The sequence below is a fragment of the Mesorhizobium sp. WSM3862 genome (genome assembly GCF_002294985.1).
In the GTDB taxonomy this organism is placed as follows: Bacteria; Pseudomonadota; Alphaproteobacteria; order Rhizobiales; family Rhizobiaceae; genus Mesorhizobium.
Window position 1 is genome coordinate 1 of record NZ_NSGE01000019.1, and the last position, 21,312, is coordinate 21,312.

Annotated in this window: 22 protein-coding genes and 2 pseudogenes; 10 read left to right on the plus strand and 14 right to left on the minus strand. The window is 59.7% G+C overall.

The genetic code is table 11. From position 1 onward, the window contains the following. Nucleotides 1-152 precede the first annotated feature (152 nt). Together CK224_RS30195 and CK224_RS30205 are read right to left on the minus strand one after the other, a co-directional pair. A complete protein-coding gene (locus tag CK224_RS30195; protein WP_095784330.1) occupies nt 153-452 on the minus strand; it encodes a hypothetical protein in 300 nt (99 codons plus the stop codon). An 873-nt stretch (nt 453-1,325) separates the two neighbouring features. Continuing rightward, a pseudogene (locus CK224_RS30205) lies at nt 1,326-1,572 on the minus strand (HipA domain-containing protein); the annotation flags it as partial. A 251-nt stretch (nt 1,573-1,823) separates the two neighbouring features. On the opposite strand from CK224_RS30205, the gene CK224_RS30210 reads away from it, so the two are divergent. From CK224_RS30210 to CK224_RS30225, 4 genes are all read left to right on the plus strand, one after another. Then, on the plus strand, nt 1,824-2,033 hold the full coding sequence (locus tag CK224_RS30210) for a cold-shock protein (protein WP_066997278.1): 210 nt from the start codon (nt 1,824-1,826) through the stop codon (nt 2,031-2,033). A 105-nt stretch (nt 2,034-2,138) separates the two neighbouring features. After that, nucleotides 2,139-2,366 (plus strand): hypothetical protein, encoded by a 228-nt coding sequence (locus CK224_RS30215; RefSeq protein WP_095780261.1) that lies wholly within the window; start codon nt 2,139-2,141, stop codon nt 2,364-2,366. Between the two features lie 99 nt (nt 2,367-2,465). Further along, nucleotides 2,466-2,768, plus strand: coding sequence for a hypothetical protein (locus CK224_RS30220; RefSeq protein ID WP_066998590.1), 303 nt, complete (start codon nt 2,466-2,468; stop codon nt 2,766-2,768). A gap of 782 nt (nt 2,769-3,550) precedes the next feature. Beyond that, nucleotides 3,551-4,708 carry a histidine kinase dimerization/phosphoacceptor domain -containing protein gene (locus tag CK224_RS30225; RefSeq protein WP_245426342.1) on the plus strand — a complete coding sequence of 386 codons (1,158 nt, stop codon included), beginning with the start codon at nt 3,551-3,553 and terminating at the stop codon, nt 4,706-4,708. Nucleotides 4,709-4,960: 252 nt separating this feature from the next. Here CK224_RS30225 and CK224_RS30230 read toward each other — a convergent pair whose 3' ends face one another. The 3 genes from CK224_RS30230 to ligD form a co-directional block, all read right to left on the minus strand. Continuing rightward, nucleotides 4,961-6,145 (minus strand): PHP domain-containing protein, encoded by a 1,185-nt coding sequence (locus tag CK224_RS30230; RefSeq protein WP_348628417.1) that lies wholly within the window; start codon nt 6,143-6,145, stop codon nt 4,961-4,963. Next, nucleotides 6,099-6,659, minus strand: a complete 561-nt coding sequence (locus tag CK224_RS32555; protein ID WP_348628418.1) for a helix-hairpin-helix domain-containing protein — start codon at nt 6,657-6,659, stop codon at nt 6,099-6,101. Before CK224_RS32555 ends, CK224_RS30230 begins: the two co-directional genes overlap by 47 nt. A gap of 93 nt (nt 6,660-6,752) precedes the next feature. Further along, a complete protein-coding gene (gene ligD, locus CK224_RS30235; protein ID WP_095784332.1) occupies nt 6,753-8,588 on the minus strand; it encodes a DNA ligase D in 1,836 nt (611 codons plus the stop codon). 468 nt (nt 8,589-9,056) lie between these two features. Here ligD and CK224_RS30240 point away from each other — a divergent pair, with 468 nt between their 5' ends. Further along, nucleotides 9,057-9,278 carry a DUF768 domain-containing protein gene (locus tag CK224_RS30240; RefSeq protein ID WP_066998571.1) on the plus strand — a complete coding sequence of 74 codons (222 nt, stop codon included), beginning with the start codon at nt 9,057-9,059 and terminating at the stop codon, nt 9,276-9,278. Nucleotides 9,279-10,286: 1,008 nt separating this feature from the next. Here CK224_RS30240 and CK224_RS30250 read toward each other — a convergent pair. The 3 genes from CK224_RS30250 to CK224_RS30260 are packed head-to-tail and all read right to left on the minus strand — an operon-like array spanning nt 10,287 to nt 11,786. After that, on the minus strand, nt 10,287-11,426 hold the full coding sequence (locus CK224_RS30250) for a manganese catalase family protein (protein WP_245426344.1): 1,140 nt from the start codon (nt 11,424-11,426) through the stop codon (nt 10,287-10,289). Further along, complete coding sequence (locus CK224_RS30255) at nt 11,371-11,601, minus strand: hypothetical protein (RefSeq protein ID WP_066998556.1); 231 nt, start codon at nt 11,599-11,601, stop codon at nt 11,371-11,373. Before CK224_RS30255 ends, CK224_RS30250 begins: the two co-directional genes overlap by 56 nt. Beyond that, nucleotides 11,598-11,786 (minus strand): DUF3606 domain-containing protein, encoded by a 189-nt coding sequence (locus tag CK224_RS30260; protein WP_095780255.1) that lies wholly within the window; start codon nt 11,784-11,786, stop codon nt 11,598-11,600. Before CK224_RS30260 ends, CK224_RS30255 begins: the two co-directional genes overlap by 4 nt. Nucleotides 11,787-12,134: 348 nt before the next feature. On the opposite strand from CK224_RS30260, the pseudogene CK224_RS30265 reads away from it, so the two are divergent. The 3 genes and pseudogenes from CK224_RS30265 (at nt 12,135) to CK224_RS30280 (ending at nt 14,468) form a co-directional block, all read left to right on the plus strand. Further along, nucleotides 12,135-12,727: pseudogene (locus CK224_RS30265) on the plus strand (SOS response-associated peptidase). Nucleotides 12,728-13,527: 800 nt separating this feature from the next. Beyond that, complete coding sequence (locus tag CK224_RS30275; RefSeq protein WP_095784334.1) at nt 13,528-13,908, plus strand: cytochrome c family protein; 381 nt, start codon at nt 13,528-13,530, stop codon at nt 13,906-13,908. 377 nt (nt 13,909-14,285) lie between these two features. Next, nucleotides 14,286-14,468: a hypothetical protein gene (locus CK224_RS30280; protein ID WP_066998632.1), complete on the plus strand. Its 183-nt coding sequence runs from the start codon at nt 14,286-14,288 to the stop codon at nt 14,466-14,468. Between the two features lie 23 nt (nt 14,469-14,491). On the opposite strand, the gene CK224_RS31605 is transcribed toward CK224_RS30280, so the two are convergent. Beyond that, the gene (locus CK224_RS31605; protein WP_156752705.1) at nt 14,492-14,650 is read right to left on the minus strand and encodes a hypothetical protein; all 159 of its coding nucleotides are present in this window, start codon (nt 14,648-14,650) and stop codon (nt 14,492-14,494) included. A gap of 504 nt (nt 14,651-15,154) precedes the next feature. Here CK224_RS31605 and CK224_RS30285 point away from each other — a divergent pair. After that, nucleotides 15,155-15,580 carry a hypothetical protein gene (locus CK224_RS30285; protein ID WP_095784335.1) on the plus strand — a complete coding sequence of 142 codons (426 nt, stop codon included), beginning with the start codon at nt 15,155-15,157 and terminating at the stop codon, nt 15,578-15,580. Nucleotides 15,581-16,731: 1,151 nt separating this feature from the next. Here CK224_RS30285 and CK224_RS30295 read toward each other — a convergent pair. From CK224_RS30295 to CK224_RS30310, 4 genes are all read right to left on the minus strand, one after another. Next, complete coding sequence (locus CK224_RS30295) at nt 16,732-16,920, minus strand: DUF3606 domain-containing protein (protein WP_095784336.1); 189 nt, start codon at nt 16,918-16,920, stop codon at nt 16,732-16,734. A gap of 227 nt (nt 16,921-17,147) precedes the next feature. Beyond that, nucleotides 17,148-18,383: a pilus assembly protein TadG-related protein gene (locus CK224_RS30300; protein WP_176478064.1), complete on the minus strand. Its 1,236-nt coding sequence runs from the start codon at nt 18,381-18,383 to the stop codon at nt 17,148-17,150. Between the two features lie 387 nt (nt 18,384-18,770). After that, nucleotides 18,771-19,151 (minus strand): MucR family transcriptional regulator, encoded by a 381-nt coding sequence (locus CK224_RS30305; RefSeq protein WP_095780265.1) that lies wholly within the window; start codon nt 19,149-19,151, stop codon nt 18,771-18,773. A 311-nt stretch (nt 19,152-19,462) separates the two neighbouring features. After that, nucleotides 19,463-19,819: a hypothetical protein gene (locus CK224_RS30310; protein WP_066998670.1), complete on the minus strand. Its 357-nt coding sequence runs from the start codon at nt 19,817-19,819 to the stop codon at nt 19,463-19,465. A gap of 119 nt (nt 19,820-19,938) precedes the next feature. Between CK224_RS30310 and CK224_RS30315 the strand changes: the two genes are divergently transcribed. Further along, complete coding sequence (locus tag CK224_RS30315) at nt 19,939-20,253, plus strand: hypothetical protein (protein WP_245426346.1); 315 nt, start codon at nt 19,939-19,941, stop codon at nt 20,251-20,253. A gap of 5 nt (nt 20,254-20,258) precedes the next feature. On the opposite strand, the gene CK224_RS30320 is transcribed toward CK224_RS30315, so the two are convergent. Continuing rightward, entirely contained in the window at nt 20,259-20,558 is a 300-nt protein-coding gene (locus CK224_RS30320) for a helix-turn-helix transcriptional regulator (protein WP_082954064.1), read from the minus strand. Nucleotides 20,559-21,312 lie beyond the last annotated feature (754 nt).

Sequence of the window (21,312 nt, forward strand, 5' to 3'; positions counted from 1 at the left end):
CCGGACGACACCCGCCGAGTGCTCAAACTACTTCGCCAATGCAGGATACGACCGGAGATGACTTCATCCCGCTCTAGGCCGTCAGTGATGCTGGTGGATCTGGCCGGGATCGCGGTTCTACAACCGAGCGAACAGTTGAAATGCCCGGCTGCTTAGGCGGCCGGGCTTTCTTTTTGGTCGGCGGAGCTGGCCTCGGCTCTCGGGATATACAGGGCGTCGCCCGAGGGGACCTTCGCCCCGAACTGAAGTGAGAACAACAGACGGTTTTCGCCGTCCGTCACATGCATGATCCACGGCGTCTGATGGTTCCAGAAGGACTGCTTTGCCTCATTTATCATTTCGCCCGCGGCGCGCACTGCCTCGACCTGAGCGGCGGCCAAGTCGAGGAGTTCTACGCCGTTCGCGTCGGGAACGAAGGTCCCGTTGTCGACATGGAAGTGATAAGTGGGCATGCGGCTTGGGACTCTTGACACTTCCAACCAAACGGTCTCGGCTGGAATTTGTTTCGATCGCAGCCTTAGCCTTCTCGAGATCTGGTTAATCAGGCCGGCGGCATCGGCTTCCGGGCCTTTTTATCCGGCAAGATATTCCGCGAAACTTAAAGTCGACCAGCCCCCCAGGGGCACGTGTGGCGTCATTGGATTGAGTGGAGTGAGAGGCTTCAGGGGTCGCAGCGGCCTCAGGGGTTTCAACGGGTTCAGGGGCTGCAATGGATCGGGCCGGCTCATTGGGGCATGGCCGCTTCCGAATGTGACAGGTCGCCCAGCTCGATCCATCAGCGTGGTATAGTCGATCGGGCCCAGCCAACTCAGATTGGAAGCGCTAAATACGTTCCCGCCTCGTACAAAGGCGACGAATTCCAAGCCCGTGTCGAAAATGTTCCCACTATCGTGAAGCCAAGCGACAAGGCTGCAATCGCTATCGAACAACGCAATCATTTCATGTTCCTCGCCCTTCGTCGCTTGCGCTCCGCTTAATGAAGCGAACGAGCGCCGCCATAGTAGCCATGGAAGCAGTTGCCAACTTTTGAAGATCGTCTACCGGGAAGTCGAGCAAGGTGATTTCTCGCTAAGCGGACCTTGTCACCACGGGACGGCTTTTGGCCGCTTAGCGGTTGACTCGATCGCAATGATCGGCCGTGGGCTTTGGATCACGTCACGACGGGTGCCGGCGCGGACCTGAATGTCCGCTCCTGAAAGGTTCGGAACGGGAAGCTGCCGGTCTGCTTACGGTCCATTTCGGTCATTCACCAGGAGGAAGTTGCTGGCTATTTAGGGCTCCATCGTCGATATCTCGAAGCCAGCAACTATTCTCGTCCATCGTCTAGCCCGTTCCGGTAGTCGTGCACGTAGGCAAACTTTTTCCACCGCGAGGCGGTCCCGCAAGTGACAGCGCCATCGCGTCGGTGGGAATATACGGCACGGTTGACAGCATGTCATAAATCGGAGCGAGCCCCGCGCTGTTGCCGTCTCCTCGATAGATCAGCGGCCAGTTCTGCAGGTGCATGCCACCGTTGCCGGTTACAGCAGCAAGGGCCAGACGCCGCACGAACTCGAGAGCCGCAGCGGGCGAGGGCACTGGAACCCAAGGTCACCTTCGACGACACCGAGGAAGGAGCCGCTGCCCGCAGACCGCCTACAGCCATGATGGTCGGAGAGGCTTGCGTTGGCGGTCATTCAAGCCTATGTATCTGCAATCGATGTTTGCTGTTGAACTTGTTTTTGCGCTCCGGCGCCCAACGATCTTCCTCTCAAATCTCGACTATATGACGTTTGGCATGTCGCCAGACGCGAATTTCTATGCCGATTTGAAAGGAAATCGCTATGAACACTGGAACCGTAAAGTTCTTCAATTCGACCAAGGGCTTCGGCTTTATTGCTCCTGAAACGGGCGGCGCGGACGTGTTTGTCCACATCACGGCTGTTGAGCGTGCCGGTATGCGCACAATCGTAGAAGGTCAGAAGCTGAGCTTCGATGTGGTGCAGGACCGCCGCAATGGCAAGAGCGCGGCCGAGAATCTTCGGGCCGCCTAAAGGATACGGCTTCTGGCCCTTGACCACGGATGTACTGGCACTGGCCGTCGAGGCGTTTTGGAAAGGTCGGGCCCGCCCGGCCTTTTTTCGTTTAAGGAACCTATGATGCGCAATGCAATTGCTGAAGCCGTGTTCAAGCCGAAGCCGACAGCTAGGGAGAGCAAGGGCGACGCGACCACACAAGCCGCACGAGAGATCATGGACAAAGAGACCGCAGAGCGCGAGTCAAAGACGCAGCGGCTCAGACTGGCTCGGCTGGCCAAAGAAGCTGCCGCCCCCGCCGGTTTGCCAAAGGCTAAACGTGCATCGGCAAAGCGGCGCGTTGCAGCCTGACCGTAGGGAAGGCACGCGGCTGGCCAGAAGGCTCTCTGGCCGAGCATAGTGGAACATCCGACGACGAACCCAATCCTCAATCACGACCGGCGGTGACCGATGGTGGAAAAATATTCAAACGCGCGAGGGCATTTCTTCGCAGCCGTAAGGGCACTGGCCGCATCGTCGGATGGCATTCAAACGCGGCTGATCGAAGCGAACGAGAGTATCCTCAACGTGACCCTCGACGAGTTCGCGGGCGACCTGGAGCTGAAGCTTAAGTTTGCAAGAATTTTGGACCTCCTGGCCGTTGATCAGGACGACTTGGTCACGGCCGCGGTTGAGACAGCGGCACACATGACCGATTTTGAAGCGGTAAAAGTTGCCGACCTGATCTGCGATTTCTGTTTTGAGCTCACTTAGGCCGACTGCGACCAACTCTTGATGGATCGCGACCGCGGTAATTGCGAAATCAGCCCACTTTCCGAATGGCGCCTGCGCTCATTGCCTCTGCAGCGCTCAGCGCGCATCAGCGCTCCAGCAGGTGCCGCTCGCGCCGGTTTGCCGGGGTCGGGTATGCCCGCCAGCACGTTGCCACGGACCGCTCCGGCTTGTCATAGGCGCGCCGAGCCCCCTGACCAGTTCACCCCGAAGGTTCATATCGAGGATCGAACCTGATGCGTTTCGGTCTCAAGCAGCACAAGCGTTCCCTAACGGTCGGGCAGAGCCCAATCACCCTGCCAGCCGCGACCGTTGCGATCAGCGCGCTATGCGCATCGCCTTGGCGCCGGGCGTCAGGCACGTGAAGCCTGTCGGGCATCACCGCAAGAAGCTCTCCGACCTGGCCCAGAGGCCCCACGCTTGACCAGCCACGGGCGCCTCATGCGGACGTCGCGACAGACGCTGGCACACCCGAGACACAAAGCCACATAGGGCGGTTCTTGCATGAGAGGCTTTCGTAGGCCTGACGGCAGCCGAAACCCTTTAGCCTGTCGGTCATACAGGCTCTGATCTCGCCTAAAAACAGGCGAAGGCTGACTTCACGAGGAACGTCGCAAACTCGGCTAGGCAGCAACTCGTTGTTCTGATCGCATACGCAGAGCGCTCCTACTCATCCGCGTCACTTTGCTTGCCAAGGTGCGAGATCGGAGCAATTCGCAGGCTCATGCGTTGGTTTTTCAACCCTGCTCGAGAGGATCTCATCATTGGACCCCACCACCGAGCTAGCCAAGTTGCGCCGACATGTCCGCATTCTCGTGGACCTTGGCCGCGTAGCGGGCGAGCAAACTCCGCTCGGCCGCTTCCTCGATCAGGCCTGTGTGCAGGTAGCCCGGGCTGTTGAGATTGACCACGCAAAGATCCTTCGCTACCGCCCGCGCACCGCGGACCTGTTCATGGAGGCCGGCTTCGGGTGGAAGGAAGGGACTGTGCGGAACGCTGTTTTTCCGGCGGATCTGCGATCGCCGCCCGGCCGGACTTATCAGACAGCCGAGCCGTTAGTGATTGTCGATGGCACGGCCGCCGAGCAGGATGGCGAATACGTCTTTTCAGATGTGCTGAGAGAGCACCACATCAAATCGCTGGCGAACGTGCCGATCCTCATCAAGGGTGCTGCCTGGGGCGTGCTGGAGGTGGATTCCTCGGTCACGCGCGACTTCAGCGAAGATACCGTCGACTTCATGACGGCTGCTGCTGCCCTCATTGCTTCGGCAATGCGGCGACCAGAGGTGGACCGAAGCAACCTGGAATCCCCCACGGCTCTAGTCCAGGCGCAACAACGCGAGGTGCTGCTGCGGGAGATGCAGCACCGCGTAAAGAACAACTTTCAGCTGATCCTGGCCTCGATAGCCTTTCAGAAGCGCCGCCTTGAAAGGCCGGAAGTGCACCGGGCACTGGAACACGTGGCTAACCGAGTTAATGCCATTTCGCTTGCTCATGACCAACTGGCACCGGGGCAGGACCTCCGAACGGTGGACGTCGCCGGTTACTTGCGGGCGCTCTGCGCTTCGCTGCAGACGCAGGTGGAAATTGCAACGATCGAGATCGCGGCCGACGAAATCGAGCTCTCGATTGAACGCGCGGTGCCGCTCGGTCTTATCTTGAACGAAGCCGCGATGAACTCAGTCAAGCATGCGTTCGGAGCGGAGGGCGGGCGTATCGTTGTCAAGCTTGAGTCCGGGATAGGCTACGGCGAGGCACGCCTGACCGTTGCCGACAACGGTCGTGGCATTCAGAATCCCCGGCCTGGCGGGTCGGGACAGAAATTGATCCAGGCGCTCGCCCGGCAGATGGGCGGTAACCTCCAGCAAGAGAGCTCCGCCGCGGGCACCACAATAACCGTGATCTTCCCTGTCATTGCATAACGCTCGCTCCTGTCGCTGTTTGCATTGGCTTCGCAGGCGGCACAAACCAATCGAGGTAGCGTCCGCGCGCCGCTTCCATGATCCCACGCCGCCCATACGACCGCTGTCGAATATTTGTAGACTGAAGCTGCCAATCCGCTGTCGGCCCCTTCCAGGCATTTACAGTGGCCGTCGATCGCCAAACTGGGCCAAAGCTGCTGACGTCGAAACACTAAGCGCTAATCTATGCTTCGAAAGCTAGGGCGAGGAGCCTCACGCGACAGCTTTCGACGCAGGCGAGCGGCGCTTGCCGCCGGTCTTGGACTCGCACTTGCGCCTTGAAAAGTGCGCAAGCAGAGCCGCCAAACCCATCGCGTTGAGAACCCGCCGTCTAGGAACGCCGCCCTTGCGCGCCATCTCGACACCCCAATGCATGTGGTCGAGTTCGCGGATTGAATGAGCGTCCGGATTGATGCTGAAGATGCAGCCGTAGTCGAGTGCCTTCTGATGCCACCGCCAGTCGAGATCGAGCCGCCACGGATGCGCATTGATTTCGACAGCGACCCCATGTCTCGCGCACGCTCTGAGGACCTTGTCGATATCGAGATCATAGCCGGGGCGACGCAACAACTGGCGACCCGTCATATGTCCAATGATTGTCGTGACGGGATTCGCGATTGCCTCAATAATACGGTCCGTCTGCTCTTTCTTGGGCAACTTGAAGCGGCTGTGCACGCTCGCGACAACGAAATCAAATTGCTCCAAAACGTGGTCCGGATAGTCAAGCGAACCGTCGGCCAGGATGTCTGCCTCGATGCCCTTGAGGATACGGAATTTTCCCCCATACTTCTTGTTCAGCCGATCCGCTTCGCGGTGCTGCTCAGCAATCTCCTGCAATGTGAGGCCGCCCGCGTAGTGTGCAGACTGCGAGTGGTCGGCGACACCATAGTACTCGAACCCGCGCTTACGGGTCGCTTCAGCCATAGCCTCAAGCGTCTCGGTGCGATCGGATGCGGTCGTGTGAGAATGCAGGATGCCATTGAGATCTTCGTCCCGGATGAGCGGAGGTAACTGCTGGCTCGCTGCCCGCTCAATCTCGTCCCTGCCTTCGCGCAGTTCAGGTTCGATGAACTGCAGGTCCAATGCTTCGTAGATTTCCTCCTCTGTCACTGATGCGATCAGCTTTCTCCCGCGGTAGAGACCATCGGGTTTGAGGGCGAACCCTCTCTCGGCCGCAAACATCCTCAATTGCTCTAGATGGGCCGCGGACCCGGTTGCTTCGAGGAAGCTCGCGCCAAAGTGTTTCTTGTCCGTTACGACGAGCCTGAGGGTGGACTGCTCGATTTCGGTCCGCTTCTTCCCCTGCGCGACCAGCGCGAGGTCGGCAACAAGTTCGCAACCACGTCGGAAATCACCGGCGATTTCCACGCGCGAAAACTCGGGATGCTCTTGCTTCACGGAAATGCTCAAGAAGAGCGGCGGCCTTGTGCAGGTGAAGCTGTGTTTCGCCGCTTCGAGCGATAGCCAGCTTCTGCAGGATTTTCGTCTGAAGCGAAGCACCGAGGCCTTTGACTGGCCGGATGCGATCTGCCCTTGCTGCCGCTTCGAGCTCCGCCAACGAGTTCACGCCGAGCGCCTGATGAAGCTTCAGGATCTTGTCGGGCCGAAGTCCGGGTATGGCAAACAGCTCCATTACACCCGCCGGCACCTCCTCGCGAAGCTTCTCAAGGCGTGGATGTGTGCCCGATTCGTAGAGCTTGCGCACAATGTCTGCGATAGTGTCACCGATGCCCGGGATCCTGGTGAGGGCGCCGGCGGCGATGATCCGGTCAAGCGGCTGCGACAGTGCAGTCAGACTATCCGCCGCCCGCAGGTAAGCCTTGGTGCGATAGGGATTGCCCCCGCGCAGCGACGAGCGATGTGCGTATTCCCTTAGGAGACTGGCGATGGTCCTTGAATCGGGTTTTGCCATTGTCGAGGCAAACGGGGCCAATCTCCCCAGGTTCCAATCAGGCAGGGGCAGCGAAGAACTCCATGCTTGCTGCCGTTTTCCCGGACCGGGGCGTTACAGATTCGGCAACGATTGGTCGGCGCGACCCCATCCCGCCAGAGCTTTGTAGGCTGCGCGTTTCTTCAATTCAGGAGCGTCGCCGACGTGAAAATGCGAGGGCGCATCAATCGTCTTCATCTCCGCCCAGGTGATCGGCGCCGCGACCGGAGCGCCCGGTCGGGACCTTGCGCTGTAAGGCATGATCGCGGTCGCCCCGCGCTGGTTGCGCAAATAGTCCACAAAGATGCGACCCTTCCGGCGCGCCTTTGACAGCGCGGCCGTAAAGTGGGCGGGATCGCTCTGCGCGACCGCTTGAGCGAGGCGAGACGCGAAGTCTTTCACTTGCGGCCACTCGGCCTGAGGGGTCAGGGGCGCGATCACATGCACCCCTTTGCCTCCCGTCAGCATCGGGAAGGTCGTAAGTCCCAACGATTTCAGAATATCACGAAACTGGAAAGCAGCCGCGCGGACCGCTTCGAAATCGAGACCCTCATCGGGGTCGAGGTCGAACACGAGGCGGTCGGGCTTTTCGACATCCTCGATCCGAGATCCCCACCCATGCAGCTCGATCGTTCCCATCTGGACGCAGGTCATCAGCCCATTGGCATCGTCGACATAAAGATATGGCTCCTCGTGGCCGTCTTTTTCCGTGATACCCACTTGGTGGACTTTGTCGCCAAAGCTCCCGGCATCATGCTTCTGGAAAAAGCACTTCTTGGCCCGGCCCTGGGGGCACCGAACCAGACTGATCGGCCGATTGCCGACCCAGGGAAGCATGATCTCCGCGACGGCCGCGTAGTGGTCGGCGAGCTGGCCCTTTGTGATATTGGACTCCGGATAGATCACGCGGTCACGGTTGCTGATGGCGATGGTGTGCGCCCGCGACGTGGTCAGATTGGCCGTCCGACGTTCCGTCTCCAGAACGACCGCCTCCGGCTTCTTGTCTTCGCGTAGACCGAGGTAGCTCGGATGTCTCAGCGTTCCTTCCTTGGTCATCTCGGTGAAGGCAATCTCCGCGACCAGCTTGGGGTAAAGCCAATGTGCTCCGCGAACTTCGGCTCGCGGCGCCTCGACGGTCGCGGCCTTCTGCTCGAGCGGTGCCATGATCTTCATGAGACGGAAGAGTTCAGCTGTATCGAAGCCGGTGCCGACTTTCCCGGCATAACGCAGCTTGCCGCCGTCATGCACCCCCAGAATCAATGACCGGAAGGCGCGGACCTTGTCGGACGGCGTCCAGCCGACAATTACGAATTCCTGCCGCTTGATGCACTTGATCTTGAGCCAGCTTCCGCTGCGGGCTGCCACATAGTGCGAATCGGCGAGCTTCGAAACAACTCCCTCGAGACCGGCTGCGCAAAAGCGTTCGAGCAGCTCTTCTCCGCGACCGAGGATATGATCGGAATAGCGAAGGTTCGCGTTCTTCGCGGGCAAAATTGCCTGGAGCTTCTCCTTGCGTTCAAGGAGCGGGCGCCTCGTGAGATCTTCGCCATCGAGCTCAAGGAGATCGAAGGCATAAAAATCGATAGTGGCTGGCGCACCCTTTAATGCGTTCTGAAGTGCCTGGAAGTTTGATCTTCCGTTCGCATCGACAACGACGGCCTCGCCGTCGATCAGAGCGGAGCGGACCTTGAGCTTGCGGGCTTCCGAAAGAATGGAAGGAAAACGCTGCGACCAGTCCAGACCAGAGCGCGTGTAGGCACGCGCTTCGCCACCGCCGATGGCAACAAGAATGCGATAGCCATCGTATTTCATTTCGTGGATCCAGCGGTCGCCGGCAGGGACGGTATCTACGAGCGTTGCGAGCTGGACGGGCCGAAAAGAGGGAAGCGCTAATTTGGTTTGGTCACGCATATGCGACTTCGCTTGAGGAGCGCTCGACCCAGGGATTGCCTTACGCGACGTTGGCTTCACCACTCTCACGCGCCCCAAACCCAAGACGAAGTGGCTTAATCGCGTCCAACGCGCGATTGCTTCTTTGGTTTCGTTCCGGGGGGTTGAGCTTGTCTCCATTATTGCTGAGTCCGTGTGCCTGCCTGCAAGCCCGCAGCGGTATCGTTGCCCTAGACGGCAAGTATGCGGACCGCCCATCACGCTTCGGAAGCAGCTCCGCGATCGCCTGCATCAGCTCGTGCAGAACACCAGAGTGGCGCCTCCCGCCGATGCCCCCCGGGCCATCATCGACCCGACGGTCGAATGGGTGAAACCGGGCAGCATAACAGCCTGGGTCCGCCATCTTAGGAACAGCCAAAGCTACGGCAGGGTGCCTTGCAGAGCATCAGCGAAGAAGGAACCTAAAGCCGCCTTCCGGCTTCTCTCGCCATGACCACGCGCGGGATCAATTTCTTAGACCGGTGGATGGCGGATCACCTGCCGAATGCGATCACGGACGATTCAATGGCCATCGTTTACCTCGTCGAAGAGGCCCTGAAAGCTGCTGAGCGAGAAGGCATTAGCCCCGACGAGATCAGCGAGGAGGTTGGCACAGTCTTCGAAGTGATCCTCGATGCGATGCAGAACCGAGAAGGCGGCTTGGCGGCCTGAGGCTCCTGTGGAGCTATGCGTTGCATTAGGAAATGTTAATGTCGGCCGCTGCAAAGGCGGCGCCTAAATGCCGACCTGCCCTGGCTCGCAACACGGGGTAAGAGGCCCGGCCTGCCGAGGAGTCGAGGAGACCTTGGCGCACAGGCCGGGCTCTTACCCCGTGCTAACCACGGCGGGGCAGAGCTGCATTATGCGCCACCGTTCAGTGGTAGGCATCCGCCTTTTTAGTAGTAGCTAATGAACAGCCCGCCGCAGCTAATGGCGTAAGCGACGGGCTTTTTAGGTTGCCACTGAGACGGCTACATTCCTGAAGGAACCGACCGCTCATTTGGCTAATCGCTGAGGCCTGAATCCGTTCCACAACGGGACCGTTTTGTGAGATAATGGCAGATGCCTCGCCGAGGGCGGCGGTCATGTCATTGTCGCGTTGCGGTGGCGTCTACGGGCCCGCTGATCTGGACATGCTCCAGCGGGTGTTTAACCGGTTGTGCGACGAGCGACGACTGGCCAAGAAGGATCGCGAACAGCGGGAATGTTTGGCTAGGGAAATCCTCCAAGCTTTTGATGATGGCATCACCGACGAAGCTGACCTGCTACGAGCGCTTTCTAAGCGACGGAGAGCGTAGCGCGCCTGCGGCCTCGGATCATTCGCGTGGGAAAAGTCAAACGCTGGCTATGGCTGAACGCTTGTCTAGCTCGGCGGCTTTATCGGCTAAGCCTCAGGTCGGCCCCAATTGGAACGGCTACGCGCCTCAGAGAAGGTCCGACAAAAAAGAGCCCTCACACCGGCAGGCTCTTTCAATCAATGTGGTCGCGGCGCAAGAGCTTCGTGCACTAATGCTTTCGGCCACGGTCACCTCGGGCTCACGCTCGCACCGATCACTGCCCGGCTAGTCGGCGAGGTCCTTTCACGGAAAGCATCGCACGCCTTTGGCTGGTCCCGGTTCCTCTAATCGCGAACCAGGGAACCGCCCTGTTCGGCGACGTTCTTGAGGCTCCATGCAAAGGCTACCTGGTTTTGCGAGTGGCGGCCGCTGCCCGCGCCGGCGCCTCCTGGATGTTGGCGGCGCCGCCCATGTCACCATTCTTGGTGCGGCCGGCCCCCGGTCCTGCTCCAAGGTCGGCGCCGGTCATCGGATCGGAAGCCGGGTCCGAGAGTGTCCGCTCCGCCATATTGGCCGCGACTTTCTTGTCCTTGGCATTTAGCTTGACAGTCGCCATCCCGTCACCGCCGTCGGCAGGCATCACCTCTTCGAGATTGTCGATGCGGTCCCATTCGCCTCCCGAATTCCAGGGTCCCGTGGCGTCTCCTTCGCCCTGCGAGGTGTTGACGTACATGCTGGCATATTTCTCGATGCCCGGTAGTTTGCCCGTCGGGAAGTTGTTCTCTATCGCGTACAGCGCTTTCTCGAAGGACTTCTGGTGGGCGACTTCGCGCGTCATCAGAAAGCCGAGGGCATCCTTGATGCCGGGATCATCGGTGATGTTGATCAGTCGCTCGTAAACGACCTTGGCACGAGCTTCGGCCGCGATGTTGGAGCGCAGGTCCACCGTTGGTTCGCCGCGAGAATCGATATAGGCGGCGGTCCAAGGCACGCCGGCCGAGTCGCACAATGCGGGTCCGCCGCCAAACAGGATTGACTCCTTGGCCGTTGTGCCGCTGGCGCCAACCATCAAATACAGCTCAGCTTCCTTCATCTGCCCCTCGGCAAGCTGCGCCTTGAGCCCCTTGTTCAGCATTGTGACAATAGATCCGACCACCTCGAGGTGGCTTAGTTCTTCGGTCGCAATGTCGAGCAACATGTCTTTCCGGCCGACATCATCCTCGCCCAGCCCTTGGGTGAAATAGCGCATAGCGGCGGCCAACTCGCCATCGGCTCCGCCGAATTGCTCCATTATCATGCATGCCAGTTTCGGATTCGGCTCCGACACACGGACGGTGTATTGCAGTCGCTTATTGTGCATGAACATGAGGGTTCTCCAGGGTTGGGATACGTCCGAACCACTTTGCATCAGGAATGTTCCTTGACACCGCGATGCCATACCTTGGCGCGAGAGGCGGCGAGCGTCACGCCTTGAGCATGCAGCCAGTTCACTCGAACATTTCGAAGATCGCACGAGCTTTAAGAACCCGGGCACCCGCTTCATCCCGAACATCGACGAAGAGTTCGAGCCGGTCTTCGATCGGAACAATCTCGGCCGCCATCTCGGCCAATGCCGTCGAGGCCTCCCGCCTTACCGCCTGCATGTCATCCAGTTCCGCGCCGGTTTCATCGGTCACGTGAGCTGAGCCGTTGAACGTGTCGAAGAAGTAGCGGCTCATCGAGTGCCTAGCGCCTTTGCCTCACGCTCTAGGGTCTCGCGGTCATTTCCATGCCTGGCGATCAGCTCGCGCACCTGAGGGATCGAGAGTCCGAACTTGCTGGCGAAGTAGCCGACCTCATACTCCTGATCCCCCGACACACGGTCGCGATCGCGTGAATCGCGTTTGCTTTTGTCGTCCGCCATGGTTCTCCTCCTCTCTCCGGACAAAAGGAAAGACTGACGAGCCGATAATGTTCCTCCTATCCGCTATCGGCCCTGCAGCAGTCGCGACAAGTGCGCAGGACATGGCACTCGGGGTAAGAGCTCTGTCGCCCTAGCTCCCCTCGAACCCTCGCAGGCCGGGCGCCCCATGTCTTGGCTGGGCCTAAGCGTAGGCTCTCCGATCAATGGAACATGGTGGCCTATATGCAGAAAGCCATCGATTGTTGTCTGTCACATGTTTCGATTCCCTTGCGGCAACGGAACGTTCCCTTGGGACAGAGCGTTCCCGCGTGAAGGGGAGATCCGAACCGCGGTCCTTGCGAGACAAGAATGTGCAACGATTATGAGCAGCACATCGCTTGGGCTGAATACTGCCGCATGATGGAGTCGCTCACCTTGCAGATTTCCAGCCATCAGAATGAGCTCGACCTGCCGCAAGCTGACGACATCCGCGTCAACGACCCGGCGCCAATAATGCGCGTTGCCGGCGATGCAGTCGAGCTGGCCTCGATGACATTCGGCTTCCCCCCGGCCGGTCCCAGAGGCGGGCCGGTTTTCAATTTCCGCTCCGAGGGCCGACAGTTTGGCAACAGCAAGCGCTGCCTGGTTCCCGCTTCCGCGTTCTTCGAATTCACCGGAACGAAATATCCGAAAGCGAAACACCGCTTCACCCTCAACGGCGCGCCGTTCCTGGCAATTGCGGGGCTTTGGCGCGAGGCGACCGGCAACAAGCCGCCGAGCTTCACGATGCTGACGACCGAGCCTGGTCCCGACGTTGCGCCCTATCACAACCGTCAGTCGTGGTCCTTGAGCCGGAGAACTGGTCCGCCTGGCTCAACCTGACGGAATCGGAGGGCGATCTGTTGCGACCGCTTCCGGGCGGGTCGCTGGCGGTCGAGAGGGTGCGGCCGGAGAGCTCTTAGTTCTGATCGCCCGAGGGTCGCGGACATGCCCGGGAGCCTCGCGCCTCTTTCTCGCGCAAGTGCCTGCATTGTTCGAGCGCGACCTTGAATGCCGCAGCGAGATCGCATTTGTGCTTAGATGGGCCGTTGCTCTGGATCACAATTTCGGCCTGTCTGATGGTCAGACCGGGCCTCCCCGCAAACTCGTGTAGGTCGTAGGCTTCCTTCCAACACGACCGCTTCAAACCTTGCATTTCCGCTCCCGTTAGATCGAAAGGTGAATGCCGGAAGCCTCAACTCGGCTGGGCACCAGAGCCGTCTTTCTCGTCGGCGGCTTATGGGGCGACGTCAAGCTCCTGGTCTCTTTTCGTTCTGCACTCTTGAACGGCGGGCAACTTACATAGCCAGGGCTATGGCCTCGGCTAGAACCCTGCCGGCGCTTCGCCCACCTAGAATCTGTAGAACGGCCCGGCAGCCATCTTGCTTCGGGGGAAGTGGTGACGAGCAGCCGGGCCTAGCTGGTCCGGGACAGGGTAGCCAAAACCCCGGACGGCGCTAACGATAGCGTCATGGCGGGCGATAGCAATTGTTGTTTTGGTGAGCGTCAAATCAAGGACCAAAGCGCGTCGCCTGAGTCCGCTCCTCGGGACGCGCCGCACAAACTGGCGTTTCTACCCACCGGCTTGATACTGTGGTATGTAGATGCCGCAACTCCATTGGTGGGACCACGGATATTCCGCTCTACCGTGCAGGCCGCCCCAGCGCAGCTGGCGTGGTGCGGATCGTCCGGCGCAAATGACGATCGATCAGGGAGGACTGCCATGCGCGCAATCGCACTTTTCATCGCCTCGTCGGCCACGATCTTCCTTGCAAGCCCATCGCGGGCGCAGGATGCCGCCGCAGGCGAGAAGGTCTTCACCAAGTGCAAGGTCTGCCACATTGCCGACCAGGACCAGAACAAGGTCGGCCCGTCTCTGCACGGCGTCATCGGGCGCACCTCGGGCACGCATCCCGGTTTCACTTATTCCATGGCCATGACCGAGGCCGGAAAATCCGGCATCAAATGGGATGAGCCTACGCTGACGAAGTATCTTCAGGACCCGAGGGGGATGGTCAAGGGGACGAAGATGGCCTTTCCCGGCCTCAAGAACGATCAGGACGTAGCCAACGTCATCGCTTACCTGAAACAGTTTTCCAAGTAAGCGGGCCCTTCCAGGCGCCCTGTCGGCGGCAGCGTCGCGGGACGGCGGCTTGGCGGGTTAGATAGACAGATGCCCGCCACTCCTGGCAGAAACGGCGGGCATCTATCCACTCTCTCATGCCGACGATGAAGGGACATTGCTCGCCGGCCCTATCAAATGATGCAGAGAACGCGAAGGTTTCAGGGTTGGGACCAAAGCGGCAGCTCCTCCGACCTCGGTCGCAATCTGGCAGAAGGGAACATTCGATCAACCATCCCGTTGGGTGTCGCGGCGTGTGTCCCCGGCCAAGGTTCACCGCGCCGCGCGGGGGCATTTCCCCGGAGCCCGTTCGACCTCCCTCAGGCGAGCGGGCTCTTGTTTGAGACGGAGATAGGGCAGTGAAGGACGGCGACGGCAAGCCGAACGGGTCGCGCACGGACAAAAATACCCGCCTTTTGGCAGCGCGGTTGGCAAAAGAGACTAGCCTATCCGAGGAGGAGGCGCGGGAGCTGATCCGGCTGATCGGCACGGATTGGAATTCGCTGGTGCGGGAAGCGAAATTTCTCAAGCGCCGCCATTGAGGCGCCAGGCAGGGAGACCGAGCTTACGGTTTGGGTTTCCTATCCACCGTGGCAAACAGCGCCGCCTCGTCTGTCGCCCCGTTCTGGAAGGCCGTGATCAACAGGCTGCCCAGCCATTCCCTTTCGGCGGCGTCCGCACCTGCGGGTAATAGCTTCTGGAGCACTCTTTCAAGCATCGCCATGTCGCCCGGTCCGAGAATACTGTTTGGCTGAGAACGCATCGGGCACCCCCAGGAACCTCTGCGGCCCGGCCCGCTTTAACCTAGGTGACACAGGATTATCACGGGTCGCGCCACCCCACCGCTTGAAGGTGGGGAGCATTGATCCTGCATCCATATGAGCGGACTCGCAACTAACAGATTTGCGACTGAAGTCTCTAACGATCCCGCGCATAAGTCCTGTTTGTTTAGCAGCCGTCTAAAGGGCGGAACTTGGCGAGACGAGAGCGGTTATAGAGATTGGGCGGCAAGGCTTTGTCCTCCGTTTCTGCTTGCCGTCTGAAAGGCCACGACGGAGCCCGCTCGGCCCTCACGAGCGGGCTCTTGCCGTTCTAGTTCCCGTTTCGCTGTCGATCCTCGCCTGGTGATTGCCGGGCGGATCCCCAATTGTGTTTTGACTATTTGGCTTGTCGGGCGCGTAAAATATCAAGTTCGCCCAACCGGGCGGACCAACTCAGGGAGGATGTTATGAAGATGAATCGACGTAATGCTCTCGCCCTTGCTGCCACCTCGATGGCCGCCCCGCTAATGGCCGCGAAGTTCACCCCGGTATCGGCCAAGACCTATGGCCCGACTGAGGGCAAGGAGATTTTTCCTGGCGTTCGGCTAGTCGAGCGGGGGACACGAGACTCCCATATCAAGGGGTATAAGAAAATCGTCATGGAAGACGTGATTTATCAGCCGAAAGGAACTAGCCCGCTGGGGGATGTGATGACCGACGACATGGTCTGCACGGTCACTGAAGGCGAACTGGAAGTTACGGCCGGCGATATGAAATTCACGGCCAAGGAAGGCGACGTTTGGAGCTGCGGCAAGGGCAGTACGAAAGAGGCTGCTACGAACAATGGAACAGTAGTCGCAGTAATGCGCGTCATTAACCTCAAGGTCGCATAAGTGCACACGACGCGCGGGAACTAGCGCCATCTATCGGGAATGCCTAAGTCGCGCCGATATGACGGACAGGTGGCCCGGTAGCCTTTTCTACTGTCTCTAGGGGGGCACCGGGCCTTGGCCGGCTAGGTTTAGGAGAACGCGAGGCCGGCGAGCAAGTACTAGCGCACTGGTTGTTGATCAGAAAATTCAGCCAAAAGGACAATCGCCGACAATGAACAACGGCTGGACTTTCCAAGAGCTGATCGACGCGGGCATGTCTGTTACTGGCGGCTGCCTGGACTGCCATCGTCATCAAACCTGTCGGCCCTCCGGGACCGCTTCGGCGCTGATGCTCCGGCGATGGAATGGGACTTGCGGCCGAGGATGAAATGCGCGGTCTGTGGCGTATCAAGCTGACCTATTCGCCAGACACCAGCCACCGCAAAGGAGTCTGAGGTCAGGGCGTGCGTTTCGTCTGCCGCCGCCGCCACATCCTATTGTCCGTTTGTCGACCACCGTTCGGGATTTCGGACCGAGGCAGCATTGGCCCATCAGGGCCAAATACAATTCCCGCATCCTCCAGGGCTTGGCGGATAGCGGCAACATGGCGGGGGTTCGGGTTCCTCGATCCGTTCTCAAATTCGATGATCGTTGGTCGCTAATATGCGCTTTGGCAGCGAGCCGCACTCGCGACCAGCTCAACAGAGCTCGTGCGGCCTTTGATTGCTTCCCCGACAGTAGGGCTCGTCTGTGCATAGGCGTTGAACATTAACGTCCCTAAAATATGCCGTCGGCTTGGTGAGGGTCCTCAAATATTCGTGAGCCCGCGAACTAAGATCGCGGGCGGGGCGGGTCACCCTAGGCGTGGATCAGATTGGGGCCCACGGTGGGCCTTCAAGTTCGATGCCGCGATGTGGTGAACGAGCGGCTACTATGCAGGGCTAGATTTCGAGGTCACCTCGAACATTTCGAATATGGCGCGAGCTGTAAAAATCGCCTGATCCCGAACATGTACAAAGAGTTCGAGCCGGTCTTCAATTGAAATAACCTCGACCGCCATCTCGGCCAACGCCTCAATGCCTGTCGTCTTACTGCATGGATGCCATCCAGTTCCGCGCCGGTTTCATCCGTCACCTGAGATGAGGCGTTGAACGTGTCGAAGAAGTAGCGGTTCATCGAGTGCCCAGCGCTTTTGCCTCACGCTCTAAAGTCTCGCGGTCGTTTCCGTGCTTGGCGATCAGTTTCCGGACCTCAGGGATCGAGAGCCCGAATTTGCTGGCGAGGTAGCCAACCTCATATACCTGATCCCCAGACACCCGGTCACGGTCGCGCGAATCGCGTTTGCTTTTGACGTCCGCCATGCCTCGTTCCTCTCCCTCCGCTAAAGGAAAGACGCGCGGGACGAGAATGTTCCTTCTATCCGCTTGGGGCCACGCGCAGCAGCCGCGATAAGTGCTCTCGATGCATCAACTGCATGTCTGGAGCAACGCGACCGACCCCGGAGGTGTAGCCGTCTGGTGGCAACATGAAGCGCGTTCCTTGCGCATGAAATGGCGGCGGCTCTGCGGCTCTGGTTAGCGATTCCTGATTATTCGACGATCGCAACCGACTGGGCTGAGGGGATGTCCTTCATCCCGAGGCTCGAGCAGTTTTGTTTGATGGTCGTGCTGCCGGACCACTGGATCTTGTCGGCGACGACCTGGGTGCAGCCGCCGCTCCCCGAGAAGTTGCCCAGGTAGTTGACCTGCTGCTTGGGGAAATAGATGGCACCGGTCAGAAGCGAGCTCGCGGTGCCGTTGAAAGTGCTCGATGCGCTTGTGCCGGTCCTGTCGCCATAGAACAGCACGCCGGAATAGGTGCCCGAGGTCGGCGCGCTCAGCGTTACCGTGGCGTTGCCGTTCATGCTGACAGTGTTGCTGCCGGACATGAACATTGTCACGCCGGTACCGGAGATGACCGCGCCAGCGTTAACCTTCACATTGCCCTGGACGACATAGGTGCCGGGCTGGAGCGTGACATTGCCCTTGAGGTCCATGCCGCTGCAGTAAGTTCCGGGCTGGAGCGTTTGCGATGTTTTGCTCCCGTTGACGGTCTTGCACGGGGTGCCAGCCGCTGGCGCTGGAAGGTTGGAGAAGGGGTCCGACGCCGGCAAGGCCTGGGTGATCGGAGACTTGCAGACTGTGGTCACCGGGTTGCCGAGCGAGACGCCGCCGACCGCGATCAGACAATCGGCCTGAAGGGCCGCCGACCCCTGCACCTTGACCGCATCGGCCTGTGCCGAATTGGACATCACCGAGCACCCGGTCAGCTTGACGCTGGTGTTGCCCGAGAAGAGCGCTGCCTGATAGGCCGACGGATTGAGCGCCAATACGCATGCCTTGGAGGCGTCAGTGATCAGCGCCACCGCCCTTGCCCGCTCCGGCACTTTGCTCTCGGAGAAGATGGCCGTGAACATCCGGTCGAGGCTCTGATTGAGGATCACCTCGACCGCCTTGTTGGTCATGTGCGACCCCGAGGTGGGCGGCGTGTGGACGGTGATTGTTACATTGGCGAGGCCGTTGTCGGTCGCCGATTGCGTGGCGGCCGTCGTGATCGCTGCGGTGCTGGAACCCGCAACCTTTTCCAACGCGCCGGCATAGGCGGCTGCGTCGGCCGTCGCCTGCAGCTTGAGGCTCGAATAATACCAGTAGGACGTCTCGACGCCGAGTCCCGCCCCACCGACTACGATCGGCAGGGTGAGCGCGAAGATAACGGCAACGTTTCCAGCCGCGTCCCGACCTATCGCGCGCGTCAGTTGCCGAATGCGTGTGAGGATGTTGACCACCGCGTATTAGTAGGCGCTCATACATTAAACAGCGGTTAAAGCGGGCTGAGATCCGAACAGAATGCCCGCCATCCAGGCAAACGGGATAACGGGCATCTATTCACAGCTCTCATGCCGCCGATTGAAGGGACACATGTTCGCCGGCTCTATAAAATGATGTAGCGAGGCGATGGTTTCAGCGGGACCAAAGCGTCAGCGGGTGCGACTTCGGTCGCATCGGGGAACATTCCGACCGTCGGCAGGTTAGGTTTCACGGCGCGGCTTTTTAGGCAACGTCGTAGGGTCCACCCCCCGGAGCCCGCTCGTCCCCCTCAAAGCGAGTGGGCTCTGCCTTTCCGTATCCTCATTTCGCGCTTCTTGGAATATAATCCTCGAGGTGCGGCGATCTCATTTTCGGAGATCTGCAGGCTTCCGCTGAAAGCCCAACGCCTTCGCCAATTCCGATCGCCGCTCCGCATAGTTCGGCGCCACCATCGGATGGTCTGCCGGCAGGTTCCATTTCGCGCGATACTGCTTTGGTGTAAGACCGTGATCGGTCATCAGGTGCCGCTTGAGCGACTTGAACTCCTTGCCGTCCTCCAGGCAGATGATGTGATCGGGGAAGACCGAGCGCTCCGGGTCGACGGCAGGCTCCTGCTTTGGCAGCAGGGCTGCGCCAGTGAGCGAGTAATACACCGACGCGATCAAATCCGCCAAGTCGGTTACCGAGACGAGATTATTGCTAACATAAGCGGAGACGATGTCGGCGGTGAGGTCCACTAGTGACATGCGAAATCTCTTTTGTCTGACAAACCGCTCTATTTGAGCGCATCTGCTAATAAAATGAAATCCAGCCAAAAGGCCGAGCACGACTTGAATCGCGAACCCGCCGGCACAGCCCGCTGCCCCAGCGGCCTCAGGGAAAGGGATAGGGCCTGCTCGCGGAAATCCTGCAGCGTCGCAGTGCTCGCCACGAAGGAACCTTACCCGGCCGGTGATTCCAGGCTTCAGCCATTCGACATCATAGGCGAAGGCGCTGGGGACACGCTGCGCCGGCCTAGCCGCCTTCGTCTCCTAGACACGCTTCCACAGCGGTCTTGTCAGTAACGGCACACCCGCACGCGTTCCAGCACCCGGCGGTGATGATGCCAATGCCTCACCCACTTGACGTGGCAGTGGCGATAGTGGCGGTGCCGGTAGTGGTAGCGGTGCGGATAGCGGGCCACGTAGCCAGGATAATAGTCGCGGTAATAGCTAGGGCCGTAATACCGGCCGCCATAGTCGTAAAACGGGCCGCCGCCGTAGAAAGGACCACCGTTGAATGGACCTCCGTAGAACGGGCTGAAGCCGCCGAATGGACCGAAACCGAGACCGAAGAACCCCTGCGCATCCGCAGGCGCGACCGTGGCTGCCGCGGTGGCAACGGCGATCACTGAAGCAAGTAGCAGTTTTTTCATGGCAACCTCCTCCTGAAGGCTGATCATCGGGTAAACGCCGCGTAGCAAGCCATGTTCCCGGTCGCTAATATTCCCGGTGGCACGAGGAGATTGCCGCGAAGCGGCAACAGCGGGCCGGTATGGAGGCGCTCGCCCCTCACGAGCGGACTCTTGGTCTTCTGACCTCGGAAACCTATTTCGTCCGGATGAGCGACGGCTGGACCTTTCGGGAACTTATCGAGGCGGGCATGTCGGTCACTCGCGGCTGCCTCGATTGCCATCGTCACCACAAGCTCGATCTGCCGGCGCTCCGCGACCGCTTCGGCGCTGATGCTCCGGCTATGGAATGGGATTTGCGGCCGAAGATGAAATGCGCCGTCTGCGGTGGCAAGCGCATTACGCTGACCTATTCTCCGGACACGCGCCCGAAAGACCTTCACCGCAAAGGAGTGTGAAGTTTCTAGGGCGTGCGTTTCGTCTGCCGCCGCCGCCACATCCTATTGTCCGTCTGTCGATCACCGTTCGGGATCTCAGAGCGAGTTAGCAATGGCCCTTCGGGGCTAAAGGCAATTCCCGCATCCTCCAAGGCTTGGCGGATAGCGGCAACATGGCGTGGATTCGGGTTCCTCGACCCGTTCTCGAAATCGACGACCGTTGGTTCGCTAATATGCGCTTTGGCAGCGAGCCGCACTCGCGACCAGCTCAATAGAGCTCGTGCGGCTTTTGATTGTTCCCCCGACAGTAGGGCTCGTCTGCGCATGGGCGTTGAACATTCAACGTCCCTAAAATATGCCGCCGGCTTCGTCAGGGGTCCTCAAATATTCGTGAGCCCGTGAGCTCAGATCGCGGGCGGAGCGGGTCGCCCTAGGCGTGGATCAGATTGGGCCCACGGTGGGCCTTCAACGTCGATGCCGCGATGTGGTGAACGAGCGGCGACTATGCAGGGCTAAATTTCGAGGTTACCTCGAAAATTTCGAATATGGCGCGTCACCGAGTGAGCCGTTGAACGTGTCGAGCGGCTCATTGAGTGCCCAACGCTTTTGCCTCACGCTCTAAAGTCTCGCGGTCATTTCCATGCTTGGCGATCAGTTCCCGGACCCCTGAGGGATCGAGAGCCCGAATTTGCTAGCGAAGTAGCCAACCTCATATTCCTGATGCCAGGCCGTGAATTCGCACGGGTTGCGGCCCGGTAGCCTTTGGGTGTGGCGTTTGGGCGCGGCCACCGGGCCTTGGCCGGCAGGAGACACAGATGACCGGCGACCGAATATATTCGCATCTGCTAATAAATTGAAATTCGGCCAAAAGGTCGAACCCCGCTTGAGCCACCAACATGGCGGGTGGACGTTGCAACGGCACGTCAGCATCTCGGTCCCGAGCGGATGCCTCGATTGTCGCCGGCCGCTGATCTATTCGCCCGGTGAGCCAAAAGGCTGAGAAGTCAGATCAGGCGAGCAGCCAATCGTTCAAATGGAATTCATAGATCTTGCCGTCGTTCTCGGTCGGATTCGAGTCGT